At 48.2% G+C, this 24,765-nt stretch carries 9 protein-coding genes; all 9 read right to left on the reverse strand.

The annotated features are described in order from the left end of the window. A partial coding sequence (locus CX664_RS17190) for a hypothetical protein (RefSeq protein ID WP_219622221.1) occupies positions 1 to 1,650 on the reverse strand: 1,650 nt, incomplete at its 3' end. A 50-nt stretch (positions 1,651 to 1,700) separates the two neighbouring features. After that, positions 1,701 to 4,556: an RAP domain-containing protein gene (locus CX664_RS17195; RefSeq protein WP_101747933.1), complete on the reverse strand. Its 2,856-nt coding sequence runs from the start codon at positions 4,554 to 4,556 to the stop codon at positions 1,701 to 1,703. Positions 4,557 to 4,609: 53 nt separating this feature from the next. Further along, entirely contained in the window at positions 4,610 to 7,621 is a 3,012-nt protein-coding gene (locus CX664_RS17200; protein WP_101747934.1) for a DUF1601 domain-containing protein, read from the reverse strand. Positions 7,622 to 7,677: 56 nt separating this feature from the next. Continuing rightward, the gene (locus tag CX664_RS17205) at positions 7,678 to 10,533 is read right to left on the reverse strand and encodes an RAP domain-containing protein (RefSeq protein WP_101747935.1); all 2,856 of its coding nucleotides are present in this window, start codon (positions 10,531 to 10,533) and stop codon (positions 7,678 to 7,680) included. 56 nt (positions 10,534 to 10,589) lie between these two features. Then, the gene (locus tag CX664_RS17210; protein ID WP_101747936.1) at positions 10,590 to 13,592 is read right to left on the reverse strand and encodes an RAP domain-containing protein; all 3,003 of its coding nucleotides are present in this window, start codon (positions 13,590 to 13,592) and stop codon (positions 10,590 to 10,592) included. Positions 13,593 to 13,834: 242 nt separating this feature from the next. Then, positions 13,835 to 16,711: an RAP domain-containing protein gene (locus CX664_RS17215; protein ID WP_101747937.1), complete on the reverse strand. Its 2,877-nt coding sequence runs from the start codon at positions 16,709 to 16,711 to the stop codon at positions 13,835 to 13,837. Between the two features lie 88 nt (positions 16,712 to 16,799). Continuing rightward, a complete protein-coding gene (locus CX664_RS17220) occupies positions 16,800 to 19,205 on the reverse strand; it encodes an RAP domain-containing protein (RefSeq protein ID WP_101747938.1) in 2,406 nt (801 codons plus the stop codon). A gap of 53 nt (positions 19,206 to 19,258) precedes the next feature. Next, positions 19,259 to 22,120 carry an RAP domain-containing protein gene (locus CX664_RS17225; protein ID WP_101747939.1) on the reverse strand — a complete coding sequence of 954 codons (2,862 nt, stop codon included), beginning with the start codon at positions 22,118 to 22,120 and terminating at the stop codon, positions 19,259 to 19,261. Between the two features lie 53 nt (positions 22,121 to 22,173). Then, positions 22,174 to 24,726: an RAP domain-containing protein gene (locus tag CX664_RS17230; protein ID WP_101747940.1), complete on the reverse strand. Its 2,553-nt coding sequence runs from the start codon at positions 24,724 to 24,726 to the stop codon at positions 22,174 to 22,176. Between the last annotated feature and the right edge of the window lie 39 nt (positions 24,727 to 24,765).

Here is a 24,765-nt window from a genome sequence, read left to right on the forward strand (position 1 = left end):
ATGGCGCAACAGCGCGGCCAGGGCCTCTTTTAGCTGCGCTGTCTTCTCCAGCTCCAGCCCGTTCTCCACCAGTTTTGCCACGGCCCACAGCAGGTTGGCGGTAGCTTGAGTGTTGAAGTGGCCTTTCTCTTCTTTTGCTTCGGCTTTGGCTTTCACATGGTGCAACAGCGCAGCCAGGGCCTCTTTGAGCTTCGCTGTCTTCTCCAGCTCCAGCCCGTTCTCCACCAGTTTCGCCAGGGCCCACATCAGGTTGGCGGTAGCTTGAGTGTTGAAGTGGTCTTTCTCTGCTTTTGATACGGCTTTGGTTTTCACATGGGGCAACAGCGCGGCCACAGCCTCTTTGAGCTTCGGAGTGCTCTCCAGCTCCAGCCCCTTCTCCACCAGTTTCGCCAGGGCCCACAGCTGGTTGGCGATCTGCTGAGGAGTAAAGTGGTCTTTCTCTTGTTTTGATTCAGCCTTGGTTTTCACATGGGGCAACAGTGCAGCCACAACCTCTTTGAGCTTTGGTATCTTCTCCAGCTCCAGTCCGTAGTCCACCAGTTTCGCGAAGGCCCACAGCTGGTTGGCGATACCTTGAGTGTTAAAGTGCTCTTTCTCTTCTTTTGATTCTGCTGTGGTTTTCACATGAGGCAACAACGCGGCCACGGTCCCTTTGAGCTTTGGAGTCTTCTCCACCCCCTTGTCCACCAATTTCGCCAGGGCCCACAGCAGGATGCTGATATGCTGAGGAATAAAGTGGTCTCTCTCTTCTTTTGATTTAGCTTTGGCTTTCACATGGGGCAACAGCGCGGCCACGACCTCTCTGAGCATCGTTGCCTTGTCCGGCTCCAGCCCGTTGTCCACCAGTTTCGCCACCGACCACAGCAGGATGCTGATATGCTGAGGAATAAAGTGTTCGCTCTCTTCTGGTGATTTGGCTTTGGCTTTAACATGGATCAACAGTGCGGCAACAGCCTCTTTGAGCTTCGGTGTTTTCTCCAGCTCCAGCCCGTTGTCCACCAGTTTCGCCACGGACCACAGCAGGTTATTGATACCGTGTACATCAAGATCCCTGGCTTCAAGTGTTTGGTTGCAATTAAGTATTATTTGATCAAGTAAAGTGGACAGTAAAGCCGCTTGAGTTTTCTTAACCCACTCTTCCGTGTATTTATGAGAGGTAAAAACACCCGCTGAAGTAAATGAATGAAACGTCGTCGTCAGACTTCGCCAGGTCCACCCGGGTGTCGCTTTAAAATCGTGCAACAAAGGTATCAGTTGGCGTTGTTCACTATGATTCAAAAGTCGTTTTGACGCTGAAGTGTATTGTTTGATTGAACAGGCAAATTGACTGTGTTTTTTACCATCATAGTGATCACCATAATGAGTAGATATCTTCATCATGTAATCTATTTTTTCTGGTGTGATGAGAGCTTTGAAACCATGAACAGGTTTTATTGAATGTCTTGGTGGATGGTCAGCAGAGCAGGCGTCAGAAGCAGCATAAAATTGATTACTCTCCCGGATATAGGCGAGTGGCGCGTCCAACTGTCTGACTGTACCATGGCAGCATCGCCCACTTTTTGAACAATCGGTACGATCATCCGGTTTTTTATTATCATTACCTGATGTTGTGCATTGCCAACTGACACCAGCACCGCCTTTGTCCATCATTATATTTCATTAATTCATGGGAAATATAAAATGTAGACTACTTTACGGCGTCACCTGGCAGCAGTTGTTACTGGCTTTTTTCTCTTCCTTTTTCTCTTTTTTGGTTTTTTTGTTTGCTCTTCTACATATTCTTCGGCAGTAAAATAACTGTCATCTGAAAATTGCCCTCCTTCATCGGCGGTAACGTATGCCTCATCTGCCGCCTCCGCACCGCTATTAAGTGAAACAGTGCCACGAGCCTCTGGCGGGATGGCTAACTTTGTCTTTATTTGCTCAATAACTATTTTCATTGAATCCTGGTTATGAAGCTTATACACCGGGATTTCAATGACTTCGAATCCTAATTTTTTCAGCAGAGCGATTTTCAACAAAGTCGAACCATTCCTGGTTTTGAAATCACCACCCACGTAGTGGGAGGGTCCCTGAACGTCGATCACCATGTTGTAATCTGGCAATAGCAGGTCAACCGGAGGTAATGAGTTCAGACTCTTTTCTTCTTCAATCTTCAAAGACGGAAGGCTTGATCGGAGTTGATCGTGAAAAGTGAATTGTAATTGTGAAGTGTTTGTTCGGTAATGGGGAACCACCGGACACGCTATCCCCAGCCAACTTGTGACCATGGCAATAATGGATGGATCCTCGGTATTGCCTGAGGGGGTATTTCCCGGGCAAGAAAATAGTTCACCGATATACTTTTCAAGCGAGTTTTTATTATTTTTACCGTAGGTCAGATAAAATCTGGCACAGAATGCCATGACTCCCCACAGAGACATCCATCTACCTTGATGAGAGAGCGGGGTGTTTTCGCTGATTTTGCCGAGAAGGGAAGCTAACGTTGAGTTAACCACATTCAGCTCAATAGTCTCACCCAGTTTTGCCACGGCCCATATCATGTTGGCGACTTCCTGTGGCTTGAATTGGTCTTTCTCTTCTTTTGATGTGGCTTTGGTTTGCACATGTGGCAACAGTGCGACCACAGCCTCTTTGAACTTCGCTGTCTTCTCCAGCTCCAGCCCGTTCTCCACCAGTTTTGCCACGGCCCACAGCAGGTTGGCGATATGCTGAGGAATAAAGTGGTCTTTCTCTTCTTTTGATTCGGCTTTGGCTTTCACATGGCGCAACAGCGCGGCCAGGGCCTCTTTGAGCTTCGCTGTCTTCTCCAGCTCCAGCCCGTTCTCCACCAGTTTTGCCACGGCCCACAGCAGGATGGTGACTGCCTGTGGCTTGAAGTGGTCTTTCTCTTCTTTTGCTTCGGCTTTGGTTTGCACATGGGGTAACAGCGCGGCCACGGCCTCTTTCAGCTGTGCTGTCTTCTCCAGCCCGTTGTCCAACAGTTTTGCCACGGCCCACAGCAGGTTAGCGATATGCTGAGGAATAAAGTGGTCTTTCTCTGCTTTTGATTCGGCTTTGGTTTTCACATGGGGTAGCAGCGCGGCGACGACCTCTTTTAGCTGCGCTGTCTTCTCCAGCCCGTTGTCTACCAATTTCGCCACCGCCCACAGCAGATTGGCGATATGCTGAACAATAAAGTGGTCTTTCTCTTCTTTTGATTCGGCTTTGGTTTTCACATGGGGTAACAGCGCGGCCACGACCTCTTTGAGCTTGGGTGTTTTCTCCAGCCCCAGCCCGTTGTCCACTAATTTTGCCACAGCCCACAGCAGGTTGATAATATGCTGAGGAATAAAGTGGTCTTTCTCTTCTTTTGATTTGGCTTTGGTTTTCACATTGGCCAGCAGCGCGTCCACGGCCTCTCTGAACGTCCGTGTCTTCTTCAGACCATTGTCTACCAATTTCGCCACCGCCCACAGCAGGTTGGCGATATGCTGAGGATTAAAGTGGTCTTTCTCTTCTTTTGATTCAGCTTTAATTTTCACATGGTGCAACAGCGCGGCTACGGCCTCTTTTAGCTGCGCTGTCTTCTCCAGATCCAACCCGTTTTCGACCAGTTTCGCCAGAGCCCACAGCAGGTTGGTGACTTCCTGTGGCTTGAAGTGGTCTTTCTCTTCTTTTGATTCGGCTTTCGTTTTCACATGGAGCAACAGCGCGGCCACAACTTCTTTGAGCTTCGGTGTCTTCTCCAGCTCCAGCCCGTTATCTACCAATTTTGCCACTGCCCACAGCTGGTTGGCGATATGCTGAGGAATAAAGTGATCTTTCCCCTCTTTTGATTCGGCTTTGATTTTCACCAGGGGCAACAGCGCAGCCACGGTCTTTTTGAGCTTCGGTGTTTTCTCCAGCTCCAGCCCGTTACCAACTATTTTTGCCAGGGCCCACAGCAGGTTGGCGGTACCTTGAGCATCAATATCCCTGGCTTTAGGTTTTTGCTTGCACTTAACTATTACTCCATCAAGTAACGTTGACAATAACGCTGCCTGAGCTTCCTGACTTTTCTCATTCATATATTTATTAGGGGTAAAAACACCCGCTGACGTCAATGAATGAACCGTTGTCATCAGGCTTCGCCAAGTCCACCCGGGTGTCGCTTTAAAATTGTGCAACAAGGGTATCAGTCGGCGTTGTTCACTGTGATTTAAAGGTCGTTGTGACGCTGATGTGTATTGTTTAATTAAAGTGGCAAATTGACTGTGTTTTTTACCATCATAGCGATCACTGTAACGAGCAGATACCCCCACCAGCCAGTCCATTTTTTCTTGTGTGATGAGAGTATTAAAATCATGATCAGGTTTTATTGAGTGTCCTGGTGGACAGTTAGCAGAGCAGGCATCAGAAGCAGGATGACGCTCATTACACCTCTGGATATAGGGTAGTGGCGCAATCACCAGTCTGACTGTGCCATGTCTGTATCGCCCACTTTTTGCAGAATCGGTACGATCATCCGGTTTTTTATAGTCATTACCTGATGTTGCGCATCGCCAACTGATACCAGCTCCGCCTCTGTCCATCATTATATTTCATTAATTCATGGGAAATATAAAAAGTAGACTACTCTGTGGCATCATCAGGCAGTATTTTTTACTGGCTTTTTTCTCTTCCTTTTTCTCTTTTTTGGTTTTTTTGTTTGCTCTTCTACATATTCTTCGGCAGTAAAATAACAGTCATCTGAAAATTGCCCTCCTTCATCGGCGGTAACGTATGCCTCATCTGCCGCCTCCTCGCCGCTGTTAAGTGAAACAGTGCCACGAGCCTCTGGCGGGATGGCTAACTTTGTCTTTATTTGCTCAATAACTCTTTTCATTGAATCCTGGTTCCCAAGCCTGGGCACCGGGATTTCAATGACCTCAAATCCTGATTTTTTCAGCAGAGCGATTTTCAACAAAGTCGAACCATTCCTGGTTTTGAAATCACCACCCACGTAATGGCAAGGTCCCTGAATATCGATCACCATGTTGTAATCAGGCAGTAGCAGATCGACCGGAGGTAATGAGTTCAGACTCTTTTCTTCTTCAATCTTCAAAGACGGAAAGCTCGATTGCAGGTGATCGCGGAAGGTGGATTGAGATTGTGAAGTGCTTGTCGTGTAATAAGGGATGACCGGACACGCTCTCCCAAGCCAACATGCAGCCATGGCAATGATGGATTGCTCCTCTATACTGCCCGGAGATGTATTTTCCAGGCGAGAAAATAGTTCGCCTATGTGCTTTTCAAGGGAGTGTTTATCATTACTTCCTGATTCCAGATAAAACCTGGCGCAAAATACCATGACTCCCCAGAGAGACATCAATATATCTTGTTGAGAGAATTGAGGGTTTTCACCGATTCTGTCGACAAGAGAAGCTAACGTAGATTTAATCAGGTTCAGCTCAATGGCCTCACCCAGTTTCGCCAGGGCCCATAGCAAGTTGGCGGTACCTTGAGTGCTGAAGTGGTCTTTCTCTTCTTTTGATTCGGCTTTGGTTTTCACATGGGGCAACAGCGCGGCCAGGGCCTCTTTGAGCTTCGGTGTCTTCCCCAGCTCCAGCCCGTTGTCCACCAGTATCACCACGGCCCACAGCAGGCTGATGATACCTTGAGACTTGAAGCGGTCTTTCTCTTCTTTTGATTCGGCTTTGGTTTTCACATGGGGCAACAGCGCGGCCACGGCCTCTTTGAGCTTCGGTGTTTTCTCCAGCCCCAGCCCGTTGTCCACCAGTTTCGCCAGCGCCCACAGCAGGTTGGCGACTGCCTGTGGCTTGAAGTGATCTTTCTCTTCTTTTGATTCGGCTTTGGTTTTCACATGGGGCAATAGCGCATCCACGGCCTCTTTGGGCTTCGGTGTTTTCTCCAGCCCGTTTTCCACCAGTTTCACCAGGGCCCACAGCAGGTTGGCGATATGCTGAGTAATAAAGTGCTCTTTCTCTTCTTTTGATTCGGCTTTGATTTTCACATGTGGTAATAGCGCGGCCACGGCCTCTTTGAGCTTCGGTGTTTTCTCCAGCTCCAACCCGTTATCCACCAGTTTCGCCAAGGCCCACAGCAAGTTGGCAATACCTTGAGTTTTAAAGCGGTCTTTCTCTTCTTTTGCTTCGGCTTTGGTTGCCACATGGGGCAACAGCGCGCTCACAGCCTCTTTGAGCTTCGCTGTCTTCTCCAGCGCCAGCCCATTGTCCACCAGTTTCGCCATGGCCCACAGCAGGTTGGCGATATGCTGAGGAATAAAGTGGTCTTTCTTTGCTTCTGCTTTGGTTTTCACCTGGCGCAACAGCGCGGCCACAGCCTCTTTGAGCTTCTTTCTCTTCTCCAGCTCAAGCCCGTTTTCCTCCAGTTTCGCTATTGCCCACAGCAGGTTGGTGACTGCCTGTGGCGTGAAGTGGTCCTTCTCTTCTTTTGATTCGGCTTTGGTTTTCACATAGGGCAACAGCGCACACACGGCCTCTTTGAGCTTCGTTGTCTTCTCCAGCTCCAGTCCGTTGTCCACCAGTTTTGCCATGGCCCACAGGAGATTGGCGACTTCCTGTGGCTTGTAGTGGTCTTTCTCTTTTTTGGATTCGGCTTTGGTTTTCACATGGGGCAACAGCGCGGCCACGGCCTCTTTGAGCTTCGGCGTCTTCTCCAGCTTCAGCCCGTTGTCCACCAGTTTCGCCAGGGCCCACAGCAGATTAGCGGTACCTTGAGTGTTATAGTGCTCTTTCTCCTCTTTTGATTCGGCTTTGGTTTTCACCTGGAGTAACAGCGCAGCCACGGCCTCTTTCAGCTTCGGTGTCTTCTCCAGCGCCAGACCATTGTCCACCAGTTTCGCCAGGGCCCACAGCAGGTTAGCGGTACCTTGCGTGTTGAAGCAGTCTTTCTCTTCTTTTAATTCGGCTTTGGTTTTCACCAGGGGCAACAGCGCAACCACGGCCTCTTTCAGCTTCGCTGTCTTCTCCAGTGCCAGCCCATTGTTCACCAGTTTTGCTACGGCCCACAGCAGGTTGACGGTACCCTGTGAATTAATACCCCTGGCGTCAGGTTTTTGGTTGCACTTATGTATTACAGGATCAAGTAAAGTGGACAGTAGAGCAGCCTGGATTTCCTTAACCCACTCATCCATGTATTTATGAGGGGTAAAAACACCCGCTGAAGTAAATGAATGAAACGTTGTCGCCAGGTTTAGCCAGGTCCACCCGGGTGTCGCTTTAAAATCGTGCAACAACGGTATCAGTTGGCGTTGTTCACTATGATGCAAGGGGCGTTTTGACGATAAAGTGTAGTGTTTGATTGCAAGGGCAAATTGACAGTGTTTATTACCATCATAGTGATCACCATAATGAGTAGATATCTTCATCATGTAATCGATTTTTTCTGGTGTGATGAGAGCTTTGAAACCATGAACAGGTTTTATTGAATGTCTTGGTGGATGGTCAGCAGAGCAGGCGTCAGAAGCAGCATAAAATTCATTACTCTCCCGGATATAGGCGAGCGGCGCATCCAACTGTCTGACTGTGCCATGCCCGTATCGCCCACTTTTTGCAGAATCGGTACGATCATCCGGTTGTTTATAATCATTACCGGATGTTGCGCATTGCCAACTGACACCAGCACCGCCTCTGTCCATAATTATATTTCATTAATTCATGGGAAATATAAAAAGTAGACTACTCGATGGCATCGTCAGTCAGCCGTTTTCACTGACTTTTTTCTCCTCCTGTTCCTCTTTTTTGTTTTTTCTGTTGGCTCTTCTACATATTCTTCGGCGGTAAAATAACAGTCATCAGAAAATTCCCCTCCTTCATCGGCAGTAACGTATGCTTCATCTACTGACCCCTCGCCGCTGTTCTGTAACAAAGAGCCATAAGCCTCTGGCGGGACGGCTAACTTTGTCTTTATTTGCTCAATAACTATTTTTATTGAATCCTGGTTCACAAGCCTGGTCACCGGGATTTCAATGACCTCAAATCCTGATTTTTGCAGCAGGGCGATTTTCAGCAACGTCGGCCCATTCCTGGTTTTGAAATCACCACCTACGTAATGGGAAGGTCCCTGAACGTCGATCACCATGTTGTACTCTGGCAGTAGCAGGTCAACCGGAGGTAATGAGTTCAGACTCTTTTCTTCATCAATCTTCAACGAAGGAAGGCTTGATTGGAGTTGATCGCGGAGGGTGGATTGAGATTGTGAAATGAATGTCTGGTAATCGGGAACCACCGGACACGCTCTCCCAAGCCAACTTGCAGCCATGGCAATGATGGATTGATCCTCTATACTGCCCGGGGATGTACTTTCCAGGCGAGAAAATAGTTCGCCTATGTGCTTTTCAAGGGAGTGTTTATCATTATTGCCTGATTCCAGATACAACCTGGCACAGAATACCATGACTCCCCAGAGAGACATCAATATACTTTGCTGAGAGAGCTGAGGTGTTTTACTGATTCTGTCAACAAGAAAATCGAACGTAGATTTCACCAGGTTCAGTTCAATGGCCTCACCCAGTTTCGCCAGGGCCCACAGCAGGTTGGCGATACCTTGAGTGTTGAAGTGGTCTTTCTCTTCTTTTGATTCGGCTTTGGTTTTCACATGGTACAACAGCGCGGCCAGAGCTTCTTTGAGCTTCGGTGTCTTCTCCAGCTCCAGCCCGTTGTCCACCAGTATCACCACGGCCCACAGCAGGTTGATGGTACCTTGAGACTTGAAGCGGTCTTTCTCTTCTTTTGATTCAGCTGTGGTTTTCACATGGTACAACAGCGCGGCCACGGCCTCTTTGAGCTTCGGTGTCTTCTCCAGCTCGAGCCCGTTGTCCACCAGTTTCGCCATTGCCCACAGCAGGTTGGCCACTGCCTGTGGTTTGAAGTGGTCTTTCTCTTCTTTTGATTCGGCTTTGATTTTCACATGGGGCAACAGCGCGGCCACGGTCTCTTTGAGCTTCACTGTCTTCTCCAGCGACAGGCCGTTATCCACCAGTTTCGCCACGGCCCACAGCAAGCTGGCAATACCTTGAGTTTTGAAGTGGTCTTTCTCTTCTTTTGATTCGGCCTTGATTGCCACATGGGGCAATAACGCACTCACGGTCTCTTTGAGCTTCGCTGTCTTCTCCAGCCCATTGTCCACCAGTTTTGCCACGGCCCACAGCAGGTTGACGATATGTTGAGGAATAAAGTGGTCTTTTTTTGCTTCTGCTTTGGTTTTCACCTGGGGCAACAGCGCGGCCACGGCCTCTTTGAGCTTCGCTGTCTTCTCCAGCTCGAGCCCGTTGTCCACCAGTTTCGCCATTGCCCACAGCAGGTTGGCGACTGCCTGTGGCTTGAAGTGGTCTTTCTCTTCTTTTGATTCGGCTTTGGTTTTCACACAGGGCAACAGCGCACACACGGCCTCTTTGAGCTTCGCTGTCTTCTCCAGCTCCAGTCCGTTGTCCACCAGTTTTGCCACGGCCCACAGTAGACTGGCGACTTCCTTTAGCTTGAAGTGGTCTTTCTCTTTTTTTGCTTCGGCTTTGGTTTTCACATGGTGCAACAGCGCAACCACGGCCTCTTTGAGCTTCTGCGTCTTCTCCAGCTTTAGCCCGTTGTCCACCAGTTTCGCCAAGGCCCACAGCAGGATAGTGGTATCTAAAGTGTTGACGCGGTCTTTCTCTTCTTTTGATTCGGCTATGGTTTTCACTTGGGGTAACAGCGCAGCCACAGCCTCTTTCAGCTTCGGTGTCTTCTCCAGCGCCAGACCATTGTCCACCAGTTTCGCCAGGGCCCACAGCAGGTTAGCGGTACCTTGAGTGTTGAAACGGTTTTTCTCTTCTTTTGATTCGGCTTTGGTTTTCACCTGGGGCAACACCGCAACCACGGCCTCTTTCAACTTCGCTGTCTTCTCCAGCGCCAGCCCATTGTCCGCCAGTTTTGCCAGGGCCCACAGTAGGTTGACGGTACCCATTGCATCAATACCCCTGGCTTCAGGTTTTTGGTTGCACTTAAGTATTACTGGATCAAGTAAAGTTGACAGTAAAGCAGCTTGAGCCTCCTTAACCCACTCATCCATGTATTTATGAGGGATAAAAACACCCGCTGAAGTAAATGAATGAAACGTTGTCGTCAGGCTTCGCCAAGTCCACCCGGGTGTCGCTTTAAAATTGTGCAACAAGGGTATCAGTTGACGTTGTTCACTGTGATTTAAAGGTCGTTGTGACGCTGATGTGTATTGTTTAATTAAAGTGGCAAATTGACTGTGTTTTTTACCATCATAGCGATCACCATAATGAGTAGATGCCCCCTCCAGCCAATCCATTTTTTCTTTTGTGATGAGAGCATTAAAACCATGATCAGGTTTTATTGAGTGTCCTGGTGGACGGTTAGCAGAGCAGGCATCAGAAGCAGGATGACGTTCATTACACCTCTGGATATAGGGCAGTGGCGCAATCACCAGCCTGACTGTGCCATGTCTGTATCGCCCACTTTTTGCAGAATCGGTATGATCATCCGGTTGTTTATAATCATTACCTGATGTTGCGCATTGCCAACTGACACCAGCACCGCCTCTGTCCATAATTATATTTCATTAATTCATGGGAAATATAAAAAGTAGACTACTCTATGGCATCATCAGTCAGCCGTTTTCACTGACTTTTTTCTCCTCCTGTTTCTCTTTTTTGTTTTTTTTGTTGGCTCTTCTACATATTCTTCGGCAGTAAAATAACAGTCATCGGAAAATTCCCCTCCTTCTTCGGCAGTAACGTATGCCTCATCTTCTGCCCCCTCGCCGATGTTCTGTAACAAAGAGCCATAAGCCTCTGGCGGGACGGCTAACTTTGTCTTTATTTGCTCAATAACTATTTTTATTGAATCCTGATTCACAAGCCTGGTCACCGGGATTTCAATGACCTCAAATCCTGATTTTTGCAGCAGGGCGATTTTCAGCAAAGTCGGCCCATTCCTGGTTTTGAAATCACCACCCACGTAATGGGAAGGTCCCTGAACGTCGATAACCATGTTGTACTCTGGCAGTAGCAGGTCAACCGGAGGTAATGAGTTCAGACTCTTCTCTTCTTCAATCTTCAACGAAGGAAGGCTTGATTGGAGTTGATCGCGTAAGGTGTACTGAGATTGTGAAATGAGTGTCTGGTAATCGGGAACCACCGGACACGCTCTCCCAAGCCAACTTGCTGCCATGGCAGTGATGGATTGATCCTCATTACCCGGGGATGTAATTTCCAGGCGAGAAAATAGTTCGCCTATGTGCTTTTCAAGGGAGTGTTTATCATTACTGCCTGATTCCAGATAAAACCTGGCACAGAATACCATGACTCCCCAGAGAGACATCAATATACTTTGCTGAGAGAGCTGCGGTGTTTTACTGATTCTATCAACAAGAAAATTGAACGTAGATTTAACCAGGTTCAGCTCAATGGCCTCACCCAGTTTCGCCAGGGCCCATAGCAGGATGGCGGTACCTTGAGTGTTGAAGTGGTCTTTCTCTTCTTTTGATTCGGCTTTGGTTTTCACATGGTACAACAGCGCGGCCAGGGCCTCTTTGAGCTTCGGGGTCTTCTCCAGCTCCAGCCCGTTGTCCACCAGTATCACCACGGCCCACAGCAGGTTGACGGTACCTTGAGACTTGAAGCGGTCTTTCTCTTCTTTTGATTCGGCTTTGGTTTTCACCTGGGGCAACAGCGCAGCCACGGCCTCTTTGAGTTTCGCTGTCTTCTCCAGCTTGAGCCCGTTATCCACCAGTTTCGCCATGGCCCAGAGCAGGTTGGCCACTGCCTGTGGGTTGAAGTGGTCTTTTTCTTCTTTTGATTCGGCTTTGGTTATCACACGGGGCAACAGCGCGGCCACGGTCTCTTTAAGCTTGACTGTCTTCCCCAGCGTCAGGCCGTTATCCACCAGTTTCGCCACGGCCCACAGTAAGTTGGCAATACTTTGAGTTTTGAAGTGGTCTTTCTCTTCTATTGATTCGGCCCTGGTTGCCACATGGGGCAACAACGCGTTCACGGCCTCTTTGAGCTTCGCTGTCTTCTCCAGCCCATTGTCCACCAGTTTTGCCAAGGCCCACAGCAGGTTGGCGATATGCTGAGAAATAAAGTGGTCTTTCTTTGATTCTGCTTTGATTTTCACCTGGAGCAACAGTGCGACCACAACCTCTTTGAGCTTCGTTTCCAGCTCCAGACCGTTGTCCACCAGTTTCGCCACGGCCCACAGCAGGTTGGCGACTGCCTGTGGCCTGAAGTGGTCTTTCTCTTCTTTTGATTCGGCTTTGGTTTTCACATAGGGTAACAGCGCACACACGGCCTCTTTGAGCTTTGCTGTATTCTCCAGCTCCAGTCCGTTGTCCACCAGTTTTGCCACGGCCCACAGTAGATTGGTGACTTCCTGTAGATTGAAGTGGTCTTTCTCTTTTTTGGATTCGGCTTTGGTTTTCACAAGGTGTACTAGTGCAGCCACGGCCTCTTTGAGATTCGTTGTCTTCTCCACTGCCAGACCGTTGTCCACCAGTTTCGCCAGGGCCCACAGCAGGTTGGCGATCTGCTGAAGAATAAAGTGGTCTTTCTCTTGTTTTGATTCAGCTTTGGTTTTCACATGGGGCAACAGCGCAGCCACGGCCTCTTTGAGCTTCGGCGTCTTCTCCAGCTTCAGCCCGTTGTCCACCAGTTTCGCCAGGGCCCACAGCAGATTAGCGGTATCTTGATTGTTGACGCGGTCTTTCTCTGCTTTTGATTCGGCTTTGGTTTTCACCTGGGGTAACAGCGCAGCCACGGCCTCTTTCAGCTTCGGTGTCTTCTCCAGCGCCAGCCCATTGTCCACCAGTTTCGCCAGGGCCCACAGCAGGTTAGTGGTACCTTGAGTGTTGAAGCAGTCTTTCTCTTCTTTTGCTTCGGCTTTGGTTTTCACATGGGGCAACAGCGCAACCACGGCCTCTTTCAGCTTCGCTGTCTTCTCCAGCGCCAGCCCATTGTCCACCAGTTTTGCCAGGGCCCACAGCAGGTTGACGGTACCCTGTGCATTAATATCCCTGGCGTCAGGTTTTTGGTTGCACTTAAGTATTACTGGATCAAGTAAAGTTGACAGTAAAGCAGCTTGAGCTTCCTTAACCCACTCATCCATGTATTCATGAGGGGTAAAAACACCCGCTGAAGTAAATGAATGAAACGTTGTCGCCAGGCTTCGCCAAGTCCACCCGGGTGTCGTTTTAAAATCGTGCAACAAGGGTATCAGTCGGCGTTGTTCACTGTGATTTAAAGATCGTTGTGACGCTGATGCGTATTGTTTAATTAAAGTGGCAAATTGACTGTGTTTTTTACCATCATAGTAATCACCATAATGAGTAGATATCCCCACCAGCCAATCCATTTTTTCTTGAGTGATGAGAGTTTTAAAATCATCAACAGGTTTTACTGAATGTCTTGGCGGATAGTCAGCAGAGCAGGTGCCAGAAGCACGATAAAATTCATTACGCCCCGGGATATAGGGGAGTGGAGCATTCGCCTGCCTGGCTGTGCGATGTCGATATCGCCTACTCCCTGAAGAATCAGCATGACTGCCCGGTTGTTTATAATCATTACCTGATGTCGTGTATTTCCAACTTATACCAGCACCGCCTCTATCCATATTTATATTCCATTAATTCATGGAAAATATAAAAAGAAGACTAAGTAGTTGGCCAAATGGAATCGTATATTTCTGGCTAAGTGGACAGTTACTATGCAAGGCGCAACGTAGGGAGCATAGCCGTAGCTATGTGACCGGAGTTGCAACGCCGCAGAGTGACTGCCCACTTAGTCAGAAATATATGATTTCATTTGGTTAACTACTTACTGGCCTGTTTATAGCCCATCTTGCTTGAATGTCTATCAACTCCTGTGTAATTGCTGCTTAAGTAAATGGGTTTTTACCGACTTTTTTCTCTTCCTTTTTCTTTTTGGTTTACCTGTTTTCTCTTCTAAACACTCTTCGGCAGTAAAATAACAGTCATCTGAACATTGTCCGTCTTCATTGGCAGTAAAATATACTTCATCTGCCGCCTCCTCTTCCCTGTCTGGTGACACAGAGTCATGGGCCTCTGGCAGGACAGCTAACTTTGTCTTGATTTGCTCAATAACTATTTTCATTGAATCCAGGTTATTAAGCTTGTTCACCGGGATTTCAACAACCTCAAATCCCAATTTCTGCAGCAGGGTGATTTTCAGCAACGTCGAGCCATTCCTGGTTTTGAAATCACCACTCACGTAATGAAAAGGTCCCTGAACGTCGATCACCATGTTGTAATCTGGCAGTCGCAGGTCAACCGGAGGTAATGAGTTCAGACTCTTTTCTTCTTCTATCTTCAACAACGGAAGGCTTGACTGGAGTTGGTCGCGGAAAGTGGATTGTAATTCTGAAATGGATATCTGGTAATCGGGGAGCACCGGACAGGCTTTTCCAAGCCAACTTGCGGCCATGGCCATGACGGTTTTAACCTCGGTACTGTCCGGACAGGTATTTTCAAGGCGAGAAAAAAGTTCACCTATGTGCTTTTCAAGCGGGTTTTTATCATTGTTACCTGAGTCCAGATAAAATCTGGCACTGAATACCATGACTCCCCAGAGCGACATTGATATATTTTGCTGAGAGAGTTGAGGGTTTTTACTGATTCTGTCAACAAGGAAATCGAACGTAGATTGAACCAGATTCAACTCAATGGCCTCACCCAGTTTCGCCAGGGCCCACAGCAGGTTGACTGTACCTTGAGTGTTGAAGTCGTCTCTCTCTTCTTTTGATTCAACTTTGATTTTCACATGATACAGCAGCGCAGGCACGGCCTCTTCAAGCTTCGCTGTCTGACCCAGCACCAGCCCATTGTCCAACAGTGTTGCCAGGGCCCAAAGCAGGTTGATGGCACCTTGAGTGGTGAAGTGGCCTTTCTCTTCTTTTGATTCGGCTTTGGTTTTCACATGGGGCAACAACGCGACCACGGCCTCTTTCAGCTGCGGAGTCTCCTCCAGCTCCAGCCCATTGTCTACCAGTTTCGCAAAGGACCACAGTAAGTTGGAGACTCCCTGTGGCTTGAAGTGGTCTTTCTCTTCTTTTGATTCCGCGTTGATTTTCACATGGTGCAACAGCGCGACCAAGGCCTCTTTCAGCCTCGGAGTATTCTCCAGCTCCAGCCCGTTCTCGACCAGTTTCGCCATGACCCACAGCAAGTTAGCGATATGCTGAGGCACAAAGTGATCTTTCTCTGCTTTTGATTCGGCTTTGCTTTTCACATGGGGTAATAACGCGGCCACGGCCTCTTTGAGCTTCACTGTCTTCTCCAGCTTCAGCCCGTTATCCACCAGCTTAGCCATGCCCCACAGCAGGTTGGAGATATGCTGAGGGATAAAGTGGTCTTTCTCTTCTTTTGCTTCGGCTTTGGATTTCACATGATGTAATAGCGCGGCCACGGCCTCTTTGAGCTTCGTTGTCTTCTCCAACGCCAGACCATTGTCCACCAGTTTTGCCACGGCCCACACCAGGTTGGCGATATGCTGAGGGATAAAGTGGTCTTTCTCTTGTTTTGATTCGGCCTTGGTTTTCACATGAGGCAACAGCGCAACCACCGCCTCTTTGAGCTGCGCTGTCTTCTCCAGCGCCAACCCGTTATCCACCAGTTTCGCCAAGGCCCACAGCAGATTTGCGATGGTTTGAGCGTTCAAGTGGTCTTTCTCTTCTTTTGATTCTGCTTTGTTTTTCACCTGGGGCAACAACGCTGCCACGACATTTTTGAGCTTCGGCGTCTTCTCCAGCTTCAGCCCATTGTCCACCAGTTTCGCCACGGCCCACAGTAGATTGGAGAATTCCTGTGGCTTGAATTGGTCTTTTTTTGAATCGGCTTTGGTTTTCGCCCGGGGCAATAGCGCGGCCACGGCCTCTTTGAGCTTCGGCGTATTTTCCAGTTTCAGCCCATTGCCCACCAGTTTCGCCATGGCCCATAGCAGGTTGGCGACTTCCTGTGGCGTGAAGTGGTCTACTTTTGATTCAGCTTTGGATTGCACAAGGGGCAACAGCGCGGTCACGGCCTCTTTCAGCTTCGGAGTCTTCTTCAGCTCCAGCCCATTGTCCGCCAGTTTCGCCAAGGCCCACAGCAGGTTGGCGATGCCTTGTATATCTATATCACTGGCTACAGTTTTTTGGTTGCACTTAAGGATTAATGCATCAAGTAACGCTGACAGTAAAGCGGCTTGAATTTCCCTATCCCCTTCATTCATGAATTTATGAGGGGTAAAAACACCCGCATAAGTCAATGAATGAAGCGTTGTTGTCAGACTTCGCCAAGACCACCCCGGCGTCACTTTAAAATCGTGTAACAATGGTATCAGTTGACGTTGTTCACTATGATTTAATGGTCGTTTTGACCCTGATGTGTACTGTTTGATTAAACAGGCAAATTGGCCATGATTTCTACCATCATAGCGATCACCATAACGAGCTGATCCCCCTGCCAGCCAATCCTTGTTTTCTGGTGTGATGAGGGCATTAAAACCATGAACAGGTTTTATTGAATGGCCTGGTGGATGGTTAGCAGAGCAGGCATCAGAAGCAGGATAAAATTCATTACGCTTTTGGGTATAGCGTAGTGGCACATTCACCTGCCTGACTGTGCCATACCTGTATTGCCCACTCCCTGAAGCACCGGCATGATCATCCGGTTGTTTATAATCATTACCTGAAGTTGTGTATTTCCAGCTTATACCTGCACCGCTCCTATCCATATTTATATTTCAATAATTCATGAAAAATATAAAAAGTAGACTGCTGTCTTGTTTATAGTTCATCTTGCTGAAATGTCTATAAGTTTAATTAGTGCTTGTGTAAATGAGTTTTTACCAACTTTTTTCGTTTCCTTTTTCTTTTTGGTTTACCTGTTTGCTCTTCTGAGTATTCTTCGGCAGTAAAATAACAGTCATCTGAAAATTGCCCTCCATCATCGGCAGTAAAATATGCCTCATCTGCCACCCACTCGTCGCTATTAATTGACACAGAACCATAGGCCTCTGGTGAGACGGCTAACCTTGCCTTTATTTGCTCAATAACTATTTTCATTGAATCCTGTTTCCGAAGCTTGTTCACCGGTATTTCAATGACCTCAAATCCTAATTTTTGCAACAGGCCGATTTTCAGCAACGTCGAGCCATTCCTGGTTTTGAAATCACCACTCACATAATGAAAAGGTCCCTGAATATCGATCACCATGTTGTAATCTGGCAGTAGCAGATCGACCGGAGGTAGTGAGTTCAGTCTCTTTTCTTCTGCAATCTTCAAAGACGGAAAGCTCGATTGGAGGTGATCGCGGAAGGAGGATTGAGATTGTGAAGTGATTGTCGTGTAATAAGGGACGACCGGACACGCTCTCCCAAGCCAACTTGCAGCCAGGGCAATGATGCATTGATCCTCAGTATTGTCCGGAAATGTATTTTCCAGGCGAGAAGATAGTTCACCTATGTGCTTTTCAAGGGAGTGTTTATTGTTACTGCCTGAATCCAGATAAAATCTGGCACAGACTGCCATGACACCCCAGAGAGACATCGATATATCTTGCTGAGAGAGTTGAGGGTTTTTACGGATTCTGTCGACAAGAAAATCGAACGTAGATTTAACGTGGTTCAGCTCGATGGCCTCACCCAGTTTCGCTACAGCCCACAGCAGGTTGGTGATATGCTGAGGAATAAGTTGGTCTTTCTCTTCCTTTGCTTCGGCTTTGTTTTTCACATGGGGCAACAGCTCGGCCACAACCTCTTTGATCTTCGGTGTCTTCGCAAGCGCCAGCCCGTTGTCCACCAGTTTCGCTACCGCCCACAGCAGGTTGGCGACGCCCTGTGGCTGGAAGTCGTCTTTCTCTTCTTTTGATTCAGCTTTGGTTTTCACATGGGGCAACAGCGCAGCCACGGCCTCTTTGAGCTTCGGTGTCTTCTCCAGTTTCAGCCCATTGTCCACCAGTTTCGCCAAGGCCCACAGCAGGTTGACAATATGCTGAGAAATAAGGAGACCTTTGTCTTCTTTTGATTCGGCTTTGTTTTTCACACGGGACAACAGCGCGGCCAAGGCCTCTTTGAACTGCGCTGTCTTCTTCAGCTCCAACCCGTTATCCACCAGCTTCGCCAAGGCCCACAGCAGGTTCGCTGTAGCCTGGGTGTTGAAGTGGTCTTTCTCTTCTTTTGATTCGGCTTTGGTTTTCACATGGGGCAACAGCGCGGCCACAGCCTCTTTAAGCTTCGGCGTTTTCTCCAGCTTCAGACCATTGTCCACCAGTTTCGTCACCGCCCACAATAGATTGGCGACTTCCTGTGGCTTGAAGTGATCTTTCTCTTTTTTAGATTCAGCTTTGGTTTTCACCTGGGGCAACAGTGCGGCCACGACCTCTTTCAGCTTCGGTGTTTTCACCAGCTCCAGCCCGTTATCCACCAGTTTCGCCAAGGCCCACAGCTGATTAGCAATTTGTTGAGGAATACAGTGATTTTTCTCTTCTTTTGACTCAGCTTTGGTTTTCGCATGGGGCAACAGCGCGGCCACGGCCTCTTTCAGCTTCGGTGTCTTCTCAAGCTCCAGCCCATTGTCCACCATTTTTGCCAAGGCCCACAGCAGGTTGCTGATACCTTGTGCATCAATATCCCTGGCTTCAGGTTTTTGGTTGCACTTAAATATTACTGCATCAAGTAAAGTTGACAGTAAAGCTGCTTGAGTTTCCTTACCACCCTCATCGAGGTATTTATGAGGAGTCAAAACATCCGCTGAAGTCAATGAATGAAGCGTTGCTGTCAGGCTTCGCCAGGACCACCGGGGTGTCACTTTAAAATCGTGCAACAATGGTATCAGTTGACGTTGTTCACTATGATTTAATGGTCGTTTTCCCCCGGATGTGTACCGTTTGATTGAACAGGCAAATTGACCGTGATCTCTACCATCATAGCGATCACCATAACGAGCAGATACCCCCGCCAGCCAATCCATTTTTTCTGGTGTGATGAGAGCATTAAAACCATGAACAGGTTTTACTGAATGTCCTGGGGGATGGTTAGCAGAGCAGGCGTCAAAAGCAGGATGACATTCATTACGCTTCTGGATATAGGACGGTGGCACATTCACCTTTCTGACTGTGCCATGCCTGTATCGCCCACTCCCTGAAGCAGTGGCCTGAGCGTCTGGTTTTTTGTAATCATTACCTGAAGTTGTGTATTTCCAACTTATACCAGAACCACCACTGTCCATAATTATATTTCATTAATTCATGGAAAATATAAAAAGTAGACTATTCTACGGCATCAGCAGGCAGCAGTTTTTACTGGCTTTTTTCTCTTCCTTTTTCTTTTTTTGGGCTTTTTTATTTGCTCTTCTAAATATTCTTCAGCGGTAAAATAGCAGTCATCTGAACATTGCCCTCCATCATCGGCAGTAAAATATGCCTCGTCTGCCGCCCACTCGCCGCTGTTAAGCGAAGCAGAGCCATTAACCTCTGGCAGGACAGCTAACTTTGCCTTTATTTGCTCAATAACTATTTTCATTGAATCCTGGTTATCAAGCTTGTTCACCGGGATTTCAATAACCTCATATCCTGCTTTTTGCAGCAGGGCGATTTTCAGCAACGTCGAGCCATTCCTGGTTTTGAAATCACCACTCACGTAATGAAAGGGTCCCTGAACATCGATAACCACTTTGTAATCTGGCAGCAGCAGGTCAACCGGAGGTAATGAGTTCAGACTCTTTTCTTCTTCAATCTTCAACAACGGAAGGCTTGATTGGAGTTGGTCGCGGAAAGTGGATTGCAATTCTGAAATGACTATCTGGTAATGGGGGACCACCGGGCACGCTCTGCCAAGCCAGCTTGCGGCCATGGCAATGACGGATTGAACCTGTTTATTGCCCGGGGGTGTATTACCCAGGCAGGACAGTAGTTCACCTATGTGCTTTTCAAGCGAGCTTTTATTGCTATCTGAGTCCAGATAAAATCTGGCACAAAATACCATGGCTCCCCAGAGCGACATCGATAAATTTTGCTGAGAGAGTTGACGGATTTTACTGATTCTGTCGACAAGAAAATCGAACGTAGATTGAACCAGGTTCAGCTCAATGGCCTCACCCAGTTTCGCCATGGCCCACAGCAGGTTGATGGTACCTTGAGTGTTGAAGTCGTCTCTATCTTCTTTTGATTCCGCTTTGGTTTTCACATGATACAACAGCACAGACACCACCTCTTTAAGCTTCGCTGTCTTCTCCAGCACCAGCCCGTCGTCCAACAGTGTTGCCAAGGCCCACAGCAGGTTGATGCTACCTTGAGTGTTGAAGTGGTCTTTCTCTTTTTTTGATTCAGCTTTGGTTTTTACCTGGGGCAACAGTGCGGCCACGACCTCATTGAGCTTCGGTGTGTTCCCCAGCCCGTTGTCCACCAGTTTCGCCAGCGCCCACAGCAGGTTGGCGACTGCCTGTGACTTGAAGTGGTCTTTCTCTTCTTTTGATTCGGCTTTGATTTTCACCTGAGGCAGCAGTGCAACCAGGGCCGCTTTGAGCGTCGCTGTCTTCGTCAGCTCCAGTCCGTTGTCCACCAATTTCGCCATGGCCCACAGCAGGTTGGAGATGTGTTGAGGCATAAAGTGGTCTTTCTCTTCTTTTGATTCGGCTTTGATTTTCACCTGGGGTAATAGCGCGGCCACGGCCTCTCTGAGTTTCGCTGTGTTCTTCAGCTCCAGCCCGTTGTCCACCAGTTTCGCCACGGCCCACAGCAAATTGACGATATGCTGAGGGATAAAATGGTCTTTCTCTTCTTTTGATTCAGCTTTGTTTTTCACCTTGGGCAGCAGTGCGGCCACGGCCTCTTTGAGCTTTGGTGTCTTCTCCAGTTCCAGCCCGTTGTCTATCAGCTTCGCCAGGGCCCACAGCAGGTTGGAGATATGCTGAGGAATAAAGTGTTCCTTCTCTTCTTTTGCCTGGGCTTTGGCTTTCAAATGGGGCAACAATGCGGCCACAGCCTCTTTGAGCTTCGGTGTCTTCTCCAGCTCCAGCCCATTGTCCACCAGTTTTGCCATGGACCAATATAGATTGGCGACTTCCTGTGTCTTGAAGCGGTCTTTCTCTTCTTTTGCTTCGGCTTTGGTTTTCACCTGAGGCAGCAGCGCAGCCAGGGCCTCTTTGAGCTTCGGTGTCTGCTCCAACCCCAGCCCATTGTCCACCAATTTCGCCACGGCCCACAGCAGGTTGGCGATATGCTGGGCATTAAAGTGGTCTTTCTCTGCTGTTGATTCGGCTTTGGTTTTTACCTGGAGTAACAGCGCGGCCACGGCCTCTTTGAGCTGCGCTGTCTTCTTTAGCTCCAGTCCGTTGTCTACCAATTTCGCCATGGCCCACAGCAGGTTCGCGACTTCCTGTGGCTTGAAATGGTCTTTCTCTGCTTTTGATTCGGCTTTGGTTTTCACCCGGGGCAACAGCGCGGCCACGGCCTCTTTGAGCTTCGGTGTCTTCTCAAGCTCCAGCCCATTGTTCACCAGTTTCGCCAGGGCCCACAGCAGGTTGGCGGCACCTTGTGCATCAATATCCCTGGTTTCAGGTTTTTGGTTGCACTTATGCATTACTGCATCAAGTAAATTTGACAGTAAAGCGGCTTGAGTTTCCCTATCCTCCTTATTCATGTATTTATGAGGGGTCAAAACACCCGCTGAAGTAAACGAATGAAGCGTTGTTGTCAGGCTTCGCCAGGTCCACCCGGGTGTCACTTTAAAATTGTGCAACACTGGTATCAGTTGGCATTGTTCACTTTGATTTAATAATCGTTTTGCCCCTGATGTGTATTGTTTGATTGAACAGGCAAATTGACTGTGTGTTTTACCATCATAGTGATCACCATAACGAGCAGATACCCTCACCAGCCAATCCATTTTTTCTGGTGTGATGAGAGCATTAAAACCATGAACAGGTTTTATTGAATGTCCTGATGGATCGTTAGCAGAGCAGGCGTCAGAAGCAGTATGACATTCATTATGCTTCCGGAGATAGGGGCGTGGTACATTCACCTGCCTGACTGTGGCATACCCGTATTGCCCACTCCCTGAAGCACCGGCATGATCATCCGGTCGTTTATAATCATTACCTGAAGTTGTGTGTTTCCAACTTATACCAGCACCACCTCTGTCCATAATTATATTTCATTAATTCATTGAAAATATAAAAAGTAGACTATTCTACGGCATCAGCAGGCAGCAGTTTTTACTGGCTTTTTTCTCTTTCTTTTTCTTTTTTTGGGCTTTTTGGTTTGCTCTTCTAAATATTCTTCGGCGGTAAAATAACAGTCATCTGAAAATTGCCCTCCATCATCGGCCGTAAAATATGCCTCATCTGCCACCCATTCGCCGCTGTTAAGTGGCACAGAGCCATGAGCCTCTGGCAGGACGGCTAACTTTGCCTTGATTTGTTCAATAACTATTTTCATTGAATCCTGGTTATCAAGCTTGTTCACCGGGATTTCAATGACCTCATATCCTGCTTTTTGCAGCAGGGCGACTTTCAGCAACGTCGAGCCATTCCTGGTTTTGAAATCACCACTCACGTAATGAGAAGGTCCCTGAATGTCGATAACCATGTTGTAATCGGGCAGTCGCAGGTCAACCGGAGGTAATGAATTCAGACTCTTTTCTTCTTCAATCTTCAAAGACGGAAAGCTTGATTGCAGTTGGTCGCGGAAGTTGGTTTGAGATTGTGAAATGATTGTCTGGTAATTGGGGGCCACCGGACACGGCCTCCCAAGCCAACTTGCGGCCATGGCAATGACGGTTTGAACCTCTGTATTGCCCGGGGATGTATTTTCCAGGCAAGAAAATAGTTCACCTATATGCTTTTCAAGGGAATTTTTATTATGGCTACCATAGTACAGATAAAACCTGGCACAGAATACCATGACTCCCCAGAGAGACATCCATATACATTGCTCAGAGAGCTGAGGGTTTTCACTGATTCTGTCGACAAGAGAATCAAACGTAGATTTAACCAGGTTCAGCTCAATGGCCTCACCCAGTTTTGCCAAGGCCCACAGCAGATTGGCGATATGCTGAGGAATAAAGTGGTCTTTCTCTTCTTTTGAATCGGCTTTGGTTTTCACATGGAGCAGCAGTGCGGCCAGGGCCTCTTTGAGCTTCGGTGTCTTCTCCAGCTCCAGCCCATTGTCCGCCAGTTTCGCCACGGCCCACACCAGGTTGACGATACCTTGAGTGTTGAAGTGGTCTTTCTCTTCTTTTGATTCGGCGTTGGTTTTCACATGGCACAACAGCGCGGCCACGGCCTCTTTGAGCTTCGGTGTCTTCTCCAGCTCCAGCCCGTTGTCTACCAGTTTCGCCAGGGCCCATAGCAGGTTGGCGATATGCTGAGGAGTAAAGTGGTCTTTCCCTTCTTTTGATTCGGCTTTGGTTTGCACATGGCACAACAGCACGGTCACGGCCTCTTTGATATCTGCTGTCTTCTCCAGCTCCAGCCCGTTTTCCACCAGTTTCGCCAAGGCCCACAGCAGGTTGGCGACTTCCTGTCGCTTGAATTGGTCTTTCTCTTCTTGTGATTCGGCTTTAGTTTTCAAATGGGGCAACAGCGCGGTCACGGCCTCTTTCAGCTTCGGCGTATTCTCCAGCGCCAGCCCATTGTCTACCAGTTTCGCCAGGGCCCATAGCAGGTTGGCGATATGCTGAGGAGTAAAGTGGTCTTTCTCTTTTTTTGATTCGGCTTTGGTTTGCACATGGGGCAACAGCGCGGTCACAGTCTCTTTCAGCTTCGGCGTCTTCTCCAGCGTTAGCCCATTGTCCGCCAGTTTAGCCAGTGCCCACAGTAGATTGGCAACTTCCTGTGGCTTGAAGTGGTCTTTTTCTTTTTTTGATTCGGCTTTGGTTTGCACATGGGGCAACAGCGCGGTCACGGCCTCTTTCAGCTTCGGCATCTTCTCCGGCTTCAGCCCATTACCCACCAATTTTGCCACCGACCACAGCAGGTTGGTGACTTCCTGTGGATTGAAGTGGTCTACTTTTGATTCGGCTTTGGTTTGTACATGGGGCAATAGCGCGGCCACGGCCTCTTTCAGCTTCGGCGTCTTCTCCAGCACCAGCCCATTGTCCACCAGTTTTGCCGAGGCCCACAGTAGGTTGGCGATACCTTGTACATCAATATCACTGGCTTCAGTTTTTTGGTTGCACTTAAGGATTAATGCATCAAGTAAAGTTGACAGTAAAGCGGCTTGAGTTTCCCTGTCCCCCTCATCCATGTATTTATGAGGGGTAAAAACACCCGCGGAAGTAAATGAATGCAGCGTTGTTGTCAGACTTCGCCAGGACCACCAGGGTGTCACTTTAAAATAGTGCAACGATGGTATCAGTTGGCGTTGTTCACTATGATTTAATGGTCGTTTTGCCTCTGATGTGTACCGTTTGATTGAACAGGCAAATTGACCATGATTTCTACCATCATCGTGGTCACCATAACGAGCAGATATCCCCGCCAGCCAATCCATTTTTTCTGGTGTGATGAGAACATTAAAACCATGAACAGGTTTTATTAAATGTCCTGATGGATGGTTAGCAGAGCAGGCGTCAGCAGCAGGATGACATTCATTACGCTTTTGGATATAGGACGGTGGCACATTCACCTTTCTGACGGTGCCATGCCTGTATTGCCCTCTCCCTGAAGCACTGGCCTGAACGTCTGGTTGTTTGTATTCATGGCCTGAAGTTGTGTGTTTCCAACTTATACCAGCACCACCTCTGTCCATAATTATATTTCATTAATTCATGGAAAATATAAACAGTAG

The organism is Endozoicomonas acroporae (assembly GCF_002864045.1).
GTDB classification, from domain to species: Bacteria; Pseudomonadota; Gammaproteobacteria; order Pseudomonadales; family Endozoicomonadaceae; genus Endozoicomonas; species Endozoicomonas acroporae.